At 71.4% G+C, this 12,042-nt stretch carries 12 protein-coding genes; 9 read left to right on the top strand and 3 right to left on the bottom strand.

Annotated elements, in window-relative coordinates; all coding sequences use genetic code 11:
* Positions 1-334: 334 nt before the first annotated feature.
* A complete protein-coding gene (locus ACWEN3_RS11670; RefSeq protein ID WP_452968794.1) occupies positions 335-901 on the top strand; it encodes a tellurium resistance protein in 567 nt (188 codons plus the stop codon).
* A gap of 37 nt (positions 902-938) precedes the next feature.
* Here ACWEN3_RS11670 and ACWEN3_RS11665 read toward each other — a convergent pair whose 3' ends face one another.
* Together ACWEN3_RS11665 and ACWEN3_RS11660 are read right to left on the bottom strand one after the other, a co-directional pair.
* Positions 939-2,138: an McrC family protein gene (locus tag ACWEN3_RS11665; RefSeq protein ID WP_452968791.1), complete on the bottom strand. Its 1,200-nt coding sequence runs from the start codon at positions 2,136-2,138 to the stop codon at positions 939-941.
* Between the two features lie 43 nt (positions 2,139-2,181).
* Complete coding sequence (locus ACWEN3_RS11660; RefSeq protein ID WP_452968788.1) at positions 2,182-3,717, bottom strand: AAA family ATPase; 1,536 nt, start codon at positions 3,715-3,717, stop codon at positions 2,182-2,184.
* Positions 3,718-4,563: 846 nt separating this feature from the next.
* On the opposite strand from ACWEN3_RS11660, the gene ACWEN3_RS11655 reads away from it, so the two are divergent.
* From ACWEN3_RS11655 to ACWEN3_RS11640, 4 genes are all read left to right on the top strand, one after another.
* Positions 4,564-4,830: a hypothetical protein gene (locus ACWEN3_RS11655; RefSeq protein ID WP_452968785.1), complete on the top strand. Its 267-nt coding sequence runs from the start codon at positions 4,564-4,566 to the stop codon at positions 4,828-4,830.
* Between the two features lie 331 nt (positions 4,831-5,161).
* Positions 5,162-5,518 carry a hypothetical protein gene (locus ACWEN3_RS11650; RefSeq protein WP_452968783.1) on the top strand — a complete coding sequence of 119 codons (357 nt, stop codon included), beginning with the start codon at positions 5,162-5,164 and terminating at the stop codon, positions 5,516-5,518.
* A gap of 257 nt (positions 5,519-5,775) precedes the next feature.
* Positions 5,776-6,360 (top strand): hypothetical protein, encoded by a 585-nt coding sequence (locus ACWEN3_RS11645; RefSeq protein ID WP_452968780.1) that lies wholly within the window; start codon positions 5,776-5,778, stop codon positions 6,358-6,360.
* Between the two features lie 39 nt (positions 6,361-6,399).
* Positions 6,400-7,119 (top strand): YcnI family protein, encoded by a 720-nt coding sequence (locus ACWEN3_RS11640; RefSeq protein WP_452968777.1) that lies wholly within the window; start codon positions 6,400-6,402, stop codon positions 7,117-7,119.
* Between the two features lie 277 nt (positions 7,120-7,396).
* Here the strand turns inward: ACWEN3_RS11640 and ACWEN3_RS11635 are convergent, their stop codons facing one another.
* Positions 7,397-8,158 carry a CDP-alcohol phosphatidyltransferase family protein gene (locus tag ACWEN3_RS11635; protein WP_452968774.1) on the bottom strand — a complete coding sequence of 254 codons (762 nt, stop codon included), beginning with the start codon at positions 8,156-8,158 and terminating at the stop codon, positions 7,397-7,399.
* A 107-nt stretch (positions 8,159-8,265) separates the two neighbouring features.
* On the opposite strand from ACWEN3_RS11635, the gene ACWEN3_RS11630 reads away from it, so the two are divergent.
* From ACWEN3_RS11630 to ACWEN3_RS11615, 4 genes are all read left to right on the top strand, one after another.
* Positions 8,266-9,255 (top strand): zinc-dependent alcohol dehydrogenase, encoded by a 990-nt coding sequence (locus ACWEN3_RS11630; RefSeq protein ID WP_452968771.1) that lies wholly within the window; start codon positions 8,266-8,268, stop codon positions 9,253-9,255.
* Between the two features lie 112 nt (positions 9,256-9,367).
* On the top strand, positions 9,368-9,766 hold the full coding sequence (locus ACWEN3_RS11625) for a 6-pyruvoyl trahydropterin synthase family protein (RefSeq protein WP_452968768.1): 399 nt from the start codon (positions 9,368-9,370) through the stop codon (positions 9,764-9,766).
* Positions 9,763-10,953 (top strand): glycosyltransferase family 4 protein, encoded by a 1,191-nt coding sequence (locus ACWEN3_RS11620; protein ID WP_452968765.1) that lies wholly within the window; start codon positions 9,763-9,765, stop codon positions 10,951-10,953. The genes ACWEN3_RS11625 and ACWEN3_RS11620 overlap by 4 nt, the downstream gene beginning before the upstream one ends.
* The coding region (locus ACWEN3_RS11615; RefSeq protein WP_452968762.1) for a trans-aconitate methyltransferase at positions 10,950-12,042 on the top strand (1,093 nt) is incomplete at its 3' end. The genes ACWEN3_RS11620 and ACWEN3_RS11615, both read left to right, overlap by 4 nt.

Genomic DNA, 12,042 nt, shown 5'->3' with positions numbered 1-12,042 from the left:
CGTGAACATTCCCTACCCCTGCCCGGCGGTACCGGGCCATCTGTGCAGATCCAAGTGCACGCAGCGCGGCGGTGCCTTGCCGCCCACGCCTGCGTGTCAACAAACATGGTGCCTACAATGTTCACATCTTCTTCACTGCCTGCGCAACAATAGGCGAGAATCACATGCCTGGTGCGGCGTGTTGGGAACCATCGATACCGATCGGTGATGTAGAGGGAGGGCTGCGTTGAGTGGTGACGGAAGGCGACGGGGGGTCATTCAACTGGGTCGAGGAGCGGCGCCCGTCCAACCTGAGCTTGAGACGCGGCCCCCGCGAGAACCGCAGACGCGCACCGTGGACCTCACCAAGCAGACGCCGCGCGCTCACATCACCGGCCGGGGTATCCTGCAGGTGAACCTCAACTGGTCGGTCACCGCCGAAGCCGACCTCGACGTGGGCTGCATGGTCCTCACGCGCGACGGCACGGGCACCGCTGTGCAGCCCCTCGGCGAGACGTGGGGCAGCCTGGACACCTGGCCCTACGTCAGCATCGACCAGGACGACCGGACCGGCGAGACCTCCGACGGGGAAACCCTCCGCATCAGCCTTGAGCATCGCCGCGAGTTCACCAAACTCCTCGTCTACGTCTACATCTACGAGGGCGCGGCCGACTTCCGGACGCTCGGAGGGGTCGTCACCGTCAGCGCGCCGAGCGGCACCTGGCGCATCCATCTCGACGACTCCCCGGCCGGTGCCACCGCATGCGCCATCGCGCAGTTGACCCCGGGAGAAGACACACTCGACCTACGACGCGAGGTCCGCTGGTTCACCGCCCGGCCGTGGCTGTCGAACCAGCAGCTCATCGACCGGGAATATGGCTTCGGCTTCGACTGGGTGCCGGGCAGCAAGCCGCCGTTGTGAGCGGGCGCCGCTCGGGCACGTGTCCGGGGCGAGCCGACTACAGCATCGATGGCAGCGCCGTCCGCAGCCACATACTTGCTTGCTCCGGCTGGGCATGGGTGTCGACCCCGAGGACGTGGAGGAGGCCGAGACTGCGCTGAGGGGCCCCGATCCGCAGAGTGCGTCGAGCGTGCCCGCCGGGCTGGGGATGGACGATGACCGCCCTCGGGGCGTCGGCGGGCGTGTAGCCGGCGCTGTAGGTCAGGAGTTGGTGGATGTCCCCGGCACTGACACCATGGCGGTCGTACCGCTTGTACTTGGCGTCGACGGGCAGCAGGACAGGTGCGTCCGCGTCGGGGCGGGGGAGGCTGAGCAGGAGGTCGGGGCGGAACGTCGAGGTCTTGCCCAAGTCACCGCGGACGGTGATGCCCATCCCTCCATGACCGGGAACAGGGCGGCCGCCGTACCGCGAGGCGGCCTCAGTGGCGAGTCGTCGGACGACGGCTTCCCAGAGCATGGGCATGGCCAGCAGGAGGCCGCCCGCTGTGGTGCCCCGGTCGGTCAGCAGGTCGGTCACGCCGCCGCCGCGCAACAGCAGGCGGGCCCAGGTGTGAGCGGGACGGTACCGGGCGTTGAGACGCGTGTACTGGGTGCGCTCGAGTGCGCGCAATGCGGCGGCGGGCGTGCCGGAATGCGGAAACGCGTCGGCGATGCCGTGCAGGGCACGGGCCAGTCGGGAGTCGGTCGTCAGGCTCAGCGCGGCGTGCAGCGCGACACCCAGGACGCGGTTGTCCCAGATGTCCGCCTCCCTGCCGAAGGTGCGGACATGCAGCTGATCCAGTTGCCCGAAGTGGCGGGTGGCCTGCGCGGCGAAGTCCAGGCGCCCTCGCAGTACCGGTTCGAGGCTCTGACGGCGGACGTAGTCCCGGCGCAGCCCTTCCCGGAGGAGCTTCTCGCACTCCTCCAACAGCGCGGCGACGACGAGGTCGGCGTAACCGTCGGGGCCGGTGGACCAGCGCCTGGCCGTCGTCGGCACAGGGGCGTGCAGCGCGTAGGCGAGCCAGGTCATCAGCTGCTCGCCCTCGATGGCGAACTTCGGCTCGACGACCAGCCGGACGCGGTCCAGGGTCAGTACACCGACGGTGGCCTCGGCCTTGAGGCGCCATCCTGTGCGGCCCGCGGTCAGACTGAGACAGCCGCGGGCCTGGAGGGCGTGCAGCCGGGCGATGTCCGCGGCGGTGAGCTGGTCGGTGCCCAACTCGGTGGACTCGTACTCGCCGAGCCGGACCTCGGGGCGGTGGTCAGGCGTCAGGCCCCGTCGCGCCGCTGGTGAATTCGGTCGCCAGCGCGTCGGGTAGATCCTGCGGGGACATGACGACGGATCGTCCGGTGCCCTCGTCGACCAGGCCGCCGAGGATGCGGTGGAGCAGGTCGGCCCGGCCGAGACAGTAGTCCTCCAGGAGCGGGACCACCTCGTGGTGGAAGGCGGCGGCCAGGTCCTCCTCGGTGGCGAGCGGCTCCCCGTCGCGCATCAGGTAGGCGTGCCCGATCTGGTGATCGGGGTCCAGATGGCGGGCGATACGGCTGTTGAGGGACTCGAAGAAGGCCGCCAGGTCGAGTGGGCCGACCGTTCCCGACACTGCGTCCGGGTCGGGCGGCACGGGCAGGAAAGCGAAGCGGCGGCGCACCGCGGCGTCCAGGTGGCTGATGCTCCGGTCTGCCGTGTTCATCGTGCCGATGATCCGGACGTTCGCCGGCACGGAGAAGCTGCGCTTGCTGACCGGCAGATCGACGGGCAGGTTCCTTTTGTCGAGTTCGAGGAGAGTGATCAACTCGCCGAAGATCCTCGGCAGATCACCGCGGTTGATCTCGTCGATGATCAGGAGGAAGGTCTGGTCAGGACGGTCGGCGGCACGGCTGCACAGTGTGTGGAACAGGCCGTCCGCGAGGTCGAGGGTGAGCCCGGAACCCTTGGCGTCAAGGTCGGGCTTGAAGCCCTCGACGAAATCCTCGTATCCGTACGAGGGGTGAAAGGTGACCAGCCGTACCCGGTCACCGCTGACCACCTCGGCCTGCGCCTGAAGACGTCGCTCCGGTTCCGAGCCGTCGAGTACGTCCGCGCGGCCGGCCAGGGCGAGGGCGACGCCGAGGGCGAGTCGCGTCTTGCCGGTGCCGGGCGGCCCGTGCAGGATCACCTGGCCCTTGCGTTCAAGGGCGTCCAGGACGGCCTGAATGTCCTCGGGCAGGGTGACCGGAGCGGTTGCTTCGGCGGGATTTGTGTTCTGCGGGGAGTCGGCCCGCTGGCCGACGATCCTTGCGAAGAGAGAAGGGGCGACTCGGGCGAAGGTGGACCGCCACTGCTGAGGCTCGGGCAGCTTCTGCGCGTGGGACGCATCCCAGACCACCGGGACGACGTGCTGGAACTCCTTGCGAGTGTCCGAGTCCTCAAAGCGGTAACTCCCGCTGACCGTACCCGTCGCCAGGACCTCGTCCACCCCTCTGTTGGCGACGATCCGGTCGCCCTGTTCCAAGTCCCGGAAGGCCAGCAGGCGACGGGCGAGGGTCAGGCTGCCTCCCCTTTTGTCAGGCCAGTGTGCGTCCAGCGCCTGCTTCAGATCCGTGTCACTCTGGTAAAGGGCGAGGTCCCCGAGTTCATCCCAGCCGACGCAGATGAACCCGCTCTCCCGGCACTCGTCCCACAGCCTGCCCCGCTCGCCAGGGGCGATCTTCCAGATGGTGCGGTGGCGGGGACGCGGGTCGAACCGTTCGTACAGGAAGCGCATCACCTCCTGGCCCGTCCAGCCTTCGAACTCCTCACAGGATCCGACGAGTTCCATCAGGCGGCGATTGCTCCGCCATGCCGGTGCGTCACCTTGCGCCGAGCCACCCAACCGGGTGATGAACTGGCGTAGATGTTCCCCCGCATAGATGGGCAGAAAGTGCTGGGGGAAGTAGGTCGCCAGTGACTTCGTCACCAAGGTCGGCCCGAAGCGGAGCACTTCAAGGTCGTCCAAGGCCTCGAAATCACCCGCCGCTACAGCGTCGAAGGCCTGTACGAACTGTCCGCGAAGTTCCCTCCAGGCGTCCTGCGGTTCCATGCCACGCAAGGGAGCCGCCAGGCGCCACTCACCCGAGTTGTGGCGGTACATGATGTGCTTCGCGGCGCTGCCGCCCTTGATACTCCCCAGGTTCGGTGTGAGGAACTCAAGCAACCGGCAGTACGTCGATTCCGCCCCGGCGGGCGCAGGCTGCCCGAGCGCATAGCGCTCAAGTGGCAGCGTCCCCCAGCCCTCCAACGGGAACCGGGACAGTACCCGCTCCCGCTCCTCCTCGGCTGCCGATTCCGTCTCAGCGACGGCCGCCCGATCGAACCGGCCCGCCGCCGCGCGCACATCCGCCCCACCTGTCATGCCGCCATGATGCCGGACGAGGGCGAACCCGCCGCCAGGTGTTGGTCATTCATGTACGGGCGGCTCTGTCGGCTGACACGATGGACGGCAGGGGCGGCTCCGTACTCGCGGGGCCAAGGTGACGGAGGCAGTTGGGGGAAGCGTGGAAGACTGGATCTACATCCTCAACCCGACAAGGACACGCTGGACGGGGAACCTTCGGACAAGGAGACGATCCGCAGACTCGCGCGGGCAGAACCCGAACTCGACCTGTGGCTCAGCCGGCGAAACCGTATGAGCGAAGGCGACCGCCTGTGGTTCTTCTTCAGCGCGCCGGAATCGGCTGTCGCTGCGGTGGCCGAGGTCGACGCGGCGCCGTACGAGGATCCGGAGGACCCGGAGTTCTCGTACCGAGTCGAGGTGACCCTGCTGCCGGAGGCGACGGACGCGTTGTACGGCAGTCCGGTCAGCCGGGAGGAACTGGGCCTCGGACAGGTGAGGTCGGTGCAGAAGGTGAAGCCCGAGGCGCTGCCAGTACTGCTGGCGAAGGCGGGGTTGTAAGACGACCAGGACGATGACGGAGACGGTCCTCCTGCTCGTGAGCCGTCGTCCGTCGAGTGGCCCGTACCTCCCGTGCACTGGAGGAGAGCGACGAGATCTTCGTCTACACCACGCACGGATGCTTCCGGACGCGCGACCTCGGACGTGTGGTGTTCCCTCCAGAGTGGTCCAGTTGAGGGTGCCTCCAACGACGATCCCGAATGCGGGTACGGCCTTGCCGAGGCCCTTCTTGGTGAGACGGAAGCCGAACGCCTTCGCGAACTGCGTGGAGACCTTGGTGACGGCTGACTCACTGAGGACTTCCCACGTCTTGCCGCGGAAGAGCGCCTGGGTGAGCCGCGAGATGTCGGCCATCGCGGCGTGCCCGCTCGCGAGACCCGTCCCACCGTCCGCCGTACGGACTGCACAGCAGTGCCGCTCCAGTTCCCGGCACACGCAGTTCTCCCTGCTGGGCAGCCTGGAGAACAGAGCGCCATGGCTGAAGCCCCAGCTGTACACGTCCCAGGCTGTGAAGGGCCGCTACCGCACCCTGGACCTCGCCCGCCCGGGTATCGTCCTGGTCCACCGTGCCAGCGCGAAAGGGCTGGGGTTCGACACGGTCGTCATCCCCGACGCGCACACCGACGCGGCTACTGATCCCACCTCGGCGGCCCTGCGGATGACCTACTACGTGCTGGCCACCCCGTGATCGGCGCGAGCTCCACTTGGCCTATGAGGGGGAGATCGAGCCACCGCTGCTGGCCCAGGTCGGTCCGGGCGAGCTGATGCGCGGCTGATGACCGATGCCCGAGCCCCGCGCGCCTGGTGCGTTCGGCGTACGCACCGACTCGGCTTGCTCGCCGCGATCATCTCGGACAAGCGACGCGGCCGCGCGGTTCATATCGGGCGGTGACTGAACCGCACGCTGCTACGCGACGTATCCCCGGCCGTGGGAGGATCCCTCAGGTGAACGTGTCCCCGGCCGTGCGGAGCCTGCGCATCGCGATGTTCGCTGCGGTGTGCGTGCTGCTCGCTGTCGCCGGGCACGGGCTCGCCATGGGTGACATGCCGCCGCTGTGGGCCGACGCGGCCGGGTTCCTCAGCGTGTTCGCGCTCGGCTGGCCACTCGGCGGGCGGGAGCGGTCGCTGCCCGGTATCGGGGCGGCCATGCTGCTGACCCAGGCGGGGCTGCACCTGGCGTTCGGCGCGGCCCACCGCGGTATGCACCCGGACGGCATGGCAGACATGCCCGGTATGCCCGCACAGGCGATGCACGCCCATACGACCGCCCACGCCACCCTCGCCCACCTCCTCGCCGCTCTCGTCGCCTCCTGGTGGCTGCGGCGCGGCGAGGCCGCCTTGTGGTCGTTGCTGCGGCGCACCGCCGCGCTGGTGCCCGGCCTCGTCGCCTGGTGGCGGGACGCCTCGCTGCCCGCCCCGGCCGGCCCGGTGCTGCGCGCCCCGGCCGGACCCGAGTCGCCCCCGCGGGCCCCGCTGCGGCACGCGGTCACCCGGCGTGGGCCCCCGGCCGCGATCCCGTACTCGATCTGACACCCCTCACACGTCACTCGTACGGAGATCGACACACCCATGTCCATGTCACGCATCACGCTGCGCCGTGCCGGAACCGTCACCGCCGTCGCCGCCGCCTCGGTCCTGCTCGCCGCCGGTGCCGCCTCCGCGCATGTCACCGTCCACCCCGAGAGCTACGCCAAGGGCGCCACCGACGGCGTGCTGACCTTCCGCGTCCCCAACGAGGAGGACAGCGCCTCCACGACCAAGGTCCAGGTCTTCCTGCCCACCGACCACCCCGTCCTCGGCGTCCTGGTCCACCCGCAGGACGGCTGGACCGCCAAGGTCACCACCACCAAGCTCAAGACGCCGGTCAAGACCGACGACGGCACCATCACCGAGGCCGCCTCCGAGATCACCTTCACCGGAGGGAAGATCGGCGCCGGGCAGTACGAGGACTTCGACGTCGCCTTCGGGCAGCTGCCCGACGACACGGGCCAGCTGGTGTTCAAGACGCTGCAGACCTACTCCGACGGCAAGGTCGTCCGCTGGATCGAGGCGCCCGCCTCCGGCGACGACGAGCCGGAGAACCCGGCGCCAGTGCTCAAGCTGACGGCCGGTGACGCCTCCGCGGCACCCGCCACGGCCAGGAGCGGCGCCGCCGCCAAGGCGACCGACGCCGGCGACTCCACCGCCCGCGGGCTCGGTATCGCCGGTCTGGTCGTCGGCGTCCTCGGCCTCGCGGCCGCCGCGTTCGCGATCGTACGGAGCAGGTCCGGGGGCGGGCAGCAGCAGTAACGCCTCGCCGTCGCATCAACGGGCAGGGGCCCGGACCGAGTAACGGTCCGGGCCCCTGCCCTTGCCGCCGTCCCGGCCCCGGTGGATTCACCGGACAACGAATCAACTGTCCCGGCCCGGGCGGATTCCCCGGACAACCAACCAGCGGGACCTGATCACCAGGGTCAGGCCACCGACCACAGGGTGGCGGAACCGGCGTCGCCGTTCTTCTCGAGCAGCCGGCCTCCGGCCGGCGCTGAGGCGCCCTCACAGGTTCGCCCCGCGCAAGGTACGGCGCTCAGCGGGCCGCCAGCTCCAGCAGCCGGGGCTCCACCGGTACCTCCGCCACGGTGCGGGACGTGCGCCACAGCCACAGCACGTCCCGGCCGAAGGACCACAGCAGCGAGCCCAGCGCCAGTAGGACGATCGCGAGGTTCGCCAGGTGGGGGAGGAGCTCGGCGCCCGCCACCAGCAGGCAGACGCCCTGGATCGCGGCGACGGTCTTGCGGGCGAAGGACGGCGGCAGCGGGGCGTTCAGCCAGGGGGCCACGCGGGCGGCGGCCACGAAGCCGTAGCGCATCCCGCCGATCAGCAGCACCCACGGCCCCAGCTGCATGGCCACGTACACGCTCAGCACCAGGATCAGGAACGCGTCGACCTCCATGTCGAAGCGCGCGCCCAGCGCGGAGGAGGTGCCCGTGTGGCGGGCCACCTTGCCGTCCACACCGTCCAGGAGGAGGGCGACGGCGGTGAGACCGACCAGCAGCGTCACCGGCGGCGCGCTCTCGAAGGAGTCGGCGACCAGCGCGGTCACCCCGCCGACCAGGGTGGCCCGGCCGAGCGTCACCCGGTTCGCCGGGCCGAAGGAGCTGAGCCGGGAGCGGTGCAGGGCGCGGGAGAGAACCGCCCAGGTGGCGAACGCGAAGGCGAGCCCTGTCAGCCAGCCGGCCGGTCCCATGCCGATCGCCGTGCCGAGCAGCGCCAGCAGCAGGATCTGCACGCCCGCTCCCACAGCGGTCTCCTGCTGGAGCCTCGCGTCATACGTGTTGTTCAGGGCCACCGCACACCCTCCGGCCGAGTGACAGAGTCGATCAACGCCGCGTACTGTGCGCGGCCTGTGCACTTCTCGGTACGTGAACAACTTCCCGATCGTTCAGGAGGATGCCGATGAACCGGTCGGCCCGCGCGTTCTGGCTCCGCTCACCAGGCCACGGCGAGCTGCGCGACGTCACTCTCGAAGAGCCCGGCGCGGACCAGGTCGTGGTCCGCGCCCTGTACTCCGGAGTGAGCCGCGGGACGGAGACCCTCGTCTTCCGCGGCGGGGTGCCGGAGAGCCAACACGCCGTGATGCGGGCCCCGTTCCAGGAGGGCGACTTCCCCGGCCCGGTGAAGTACGGCTACCTGAGCGTCGGCGTGGTGGAGGAGGGCCCGGACGCGCTGACCGGCCGTACGGTCTTCTGTCTGTATCCGCACCAGAGCCGTTACGCCGTTCCGGTGAGCGCCGTGACCGTGGTGCCCGAGCGGGTGCCCGCCGAACGGGCCGTGCTCGCGGGGACCGTGGAGACCGCCGTGAACGCCCTGTGGGACGCGGCGCCGCTCATCGGCGACCGGATCGCGGTGGTCGGCGGCGGTATGGTCGGCTGCTCGGTGGCCGCGCTGCTCGCCCGCTTCCCGGGCATCCGGCTGCAGCTCGTCGACGCCGACCCGGCCCGCGCGAAGACCGCCGAGGCGCTCGGCGTCGACTTCGCCACGCCCGCCGACGCCCTCGGCGACTGCGACCTCGTCGTGCACGCCAGCGCCACCGACGCCGGCCTGGAGCGCGCCCTCCAACTCCTCGCACCCGAAGGTACGGTGGTGGAACTCAGCTGGTACGGCGACCGCCGCGTCTCCCTCCGGCTGGGTGAGGCCTTCCACTCCCGGCGGCTCGGCCTGCGCAGCAGCCAGGTCGGCACCGTGTCCCCGGCCGCCCGTCCGGGGCGCGGCTACGCCGACCGGATGGCCCTCGCCCTCGACCTGCTCGCCGACCCCGCGCTGGACGCCCTCATCACGGGGGAGAGCGCCTTCGACGAACTGCCCGACGTCATGCCGAAACTCGCCTCCGGGGAGATCCCCGCGCTCTGCCACCGCATCCGGTACGGCGGCAGCGGTCTGACCTGAGAAAAGGGTGAGAGGACGCTGAACACGGGGAAGCGAAGAGCCGTACTACTCGGCATCCCCCGGCAGGCAAGGGCGAGGGGGACCAGACGCGCCGCACCTGGAGGGTCGTCCGTTGTTCAGCATCACCGTCCGCGATCACATCATGATCGCCCACAGCTTCCGCGGCGAGGTCTTCGGGCCCGCGCAGCGACTGCACGGCGCCACGTTCCTCGTGGACGCGACGTTCCGCCGCGCACAGCTGGACGAGGACAACATCGTGGTCGACATCGGCCTCGCCACGCAGGAACTGGGCGCGATCACCGCCGAGCTGAACTACCGCAACCTCGACGACGAACCCGAGTTCGCCGGCGTCAACACCTCCACCGAGTTCCTGGCCAAGGTCATCGCCGACCGGCTCGCCGAACGCGTCCACAAGGGCGCCCTGGGCGAGGGTGCCAAGGGACTCTCGGCCATCGGCGTCACCCTCCACGAGTCGCACATCGCGTGGGCGAGTTACGAGCGTGACCTGTGACCGAGGTGACGCTGCACAAGGCCGAGAAGACGCGGCTGACGTACGTGCCCGCGCAGTCCGCACCCGCCGAGAACGCCGGAATCATCCCCATGTCCCTGCGTACCGTGCACTTCGTCATGCCGGGCGGCGTCGACGACCAGGCCGCCCCCAGCGGCGGCAACGCCTACGACCGCCGGGTCTGCCTGGACCTGCCCGGCTTCGGCTGGCAGGTCACCCGGCACGCCGCCGGCGGCGCCTGGCCGCGGCCCGACGGGGCGGATCGAGAGGGGCTCGCCCGCACCCTGCGTGAGCTGCCCGACGACAGCGCCGTCCTGCTCGACGGGCTGGTGGCCTGCGGCGTCCCCGAGGTCGTCGTCCCCGAGGCCGAACGGCTGCGGATCGCCGTCCTGGTGCACCTGCCGCTCGGCGACGAGACCGGCCTCGCCCCGGCCGTCGCCGCCGACCTCGACGCCCGCGAACGCGCGGTGCTGCGGGCGGCGGGCGCGGTGATCGCCACCAGCGACTGGGCGGTCCGCCGGCTCGTCTCCCACCACGGCCTCGCGCCCGAACGGGTGCACGTGGCCGCGCCCGGCGCCGACATCGCGCCCCTCGCGCCCGGCACCGACGGCGTCTCCCGCCTGCTGTGCGTGGCCGCCGTCACACCGCGCAAGGGCCAGCACCGGCTCATCGAGGCGCTCGCGGCGGTACGCGACCTGCCGTGGACCTGCGCCTGCGTCGGCGGCCTCGGACACGACCCCGAGTACGTCGCCCACCTGCGGCAACTGATCGCGCGGCACGGCCTCGCCGACCGGCTGGAGCTGACCGGCCCGCGCTCCGGCGCCGACCTCGACGCCTCCTACGCGTCCGCCGACCTGATGGTCCTCACCTCCTACGCCGAGACCTACGGCATGGCGGTCACCGAGGCCCTCGCCCGGGGCATCCCGGTCCTCGCGACCGACGTCGGCGGGCTGCCCGAGGCGGTCGGCCGCGCCCCCGACGGCGGGGTGCCCGGCATCCTCGTCCCGCCGGAGGACCCCGCCGCGCTCGCCGCCGAGCTGCGCGGCTGGTTCGGCGAACCCGACGTACGGCGTCGCCTGAAGTCCGCGGCCCGCGGCCGCCGCGCGGCCCTCGACGGCTGGGCGGCAACCGCCCGCAGCCTGGCCGGAGTTCTCCAGCGACTTCCCGAATCACCGAGGAGGGCGGCATGACCGGCCCGAAGACGATGACAGGCGGACCGACTCCGGCGCAGCCGGGGGCGAGCGAGGCGGAGCGCGTGGCCGGAGGCGGCAGGGGGCCCGAGGGCGCGTGGGAGGCCGATGCTTCGGCGGTCGGCGAGGGACAGACCGAGGCCGAGACCGTGGCCGGTACGGGATCGGGTACGGGGGACGGGGGCGGGCTCCCCGGGGGCGCGGCCGGTGCCGCTGCCTCGGCGAGCGCGGCCGGTGCGGGCAATCCGGGTGAGGCCGTCGGCGCCGACGCGCCGGGGTCCGCCGGCGACGGCGCGCCCGCGCCCGTCATCGCCGGTGCCGGGCCCGTCGCCCGTCCCGGTGAGCGGGCCACCGTACGGCTGCGGGACGGTGGGCCGGAGGAGGCGCCGCGGTACGCGCCCGAATGGCTGCAGTTGCGGGAGGGCGCCGACGCGGCGGCCCGTGCGGAGGACCTGCTCGACGCGCTGCGGATCCGGCTGGCCGACCGGCCCGGCCGGGCGGGCGGCCTCGTCGTGCACGACCTGGGCTGCGGAACCGGGTCGATGGGCCGCTGGCTGGCGCCCCGGCTGGACGGCGCCCAGCACTGGGTCCTGCACGACCGCGACCCCTATCTGCTGCACTTCGCCGCCGTGGCGTCCCCCCGCGCCGCCGCCGACGGCAGCCACGTCACCGTCGAGACCCGGCGCGGCGACGTGGCCCGGCTGACCCAGGACGCGCTGGCCGGAGCATCACTGGTGACCGCCTCCGCGCTGCTCGACGTCCTCACCCACGAGGAGGTCGTCGCCCTCGCCGACGCCTGCACCGGGACCGGCTGCCCCGCGCTGCTGACCCTCTCCGTCGCCGGACGCGTCGAACTCACCCCCACCGACCCGCTGGACGCCGAGATCGCCGAGGCGTTCAACGCCCATCAGCGGCGCGCCGGGCTGCTCGGGCCCGACGCGGTCACCGTGGCCTCCGAGGTGTTCTCCGAGCGCGGGGCGACCGTACGGCTGCACCCGAGCGCATGGCGGCTGGGCCCCGAGGACTCCGCGCTGACCGAGCAGTGGCTGCGCGGCTGGGTGGGGGCGGCCGTCGACCAGCGGCCCGAAC

This window comes from Streptomyces sp. NPDC004561, from assembly GCF_053602155.1.
The sequence above is the reverse complement of the archived record's forward strand: the minus strand, read 5'-3'. Positions and strand labels throughout refer to the sequence as shown.

What these genes read in the sequence shown, in the direction of transcription:
- ACWEN3_RS11660 (WP_452968788.1), bottom strand. Translation starts at nt 3,717, where the DNA reads ATGGAACTCGTCGGATCCTGTGAGGAGTTCGAAGGCTGGACGGGCCAG.
- ACWEN3_RS11640 (WP_452968777.1), top strand. Translation starts at nt 6,400, where the DNA reads ATGTCCATGTCACGCATCACGCTGCGCCGTGCCGGAACCGTCACCGCC.
- ACWEN3_RS11630 (WP_452968771.1), top strand. Translation starts at nt 8,266, where the DNA reads ATGAACCGGTCGGCCCGCGCGTTCTGGCTCCGCTCACCAGGCCACGGC.
- ACWEN3_RS11655 (WP_452968785.1), top strand. Translation starts at nt 4,564, where the DNA reads ATGAGCGAAGGCGACCGCCTGTGGTTCTTCTTCAGCGCGCCGGAATCG.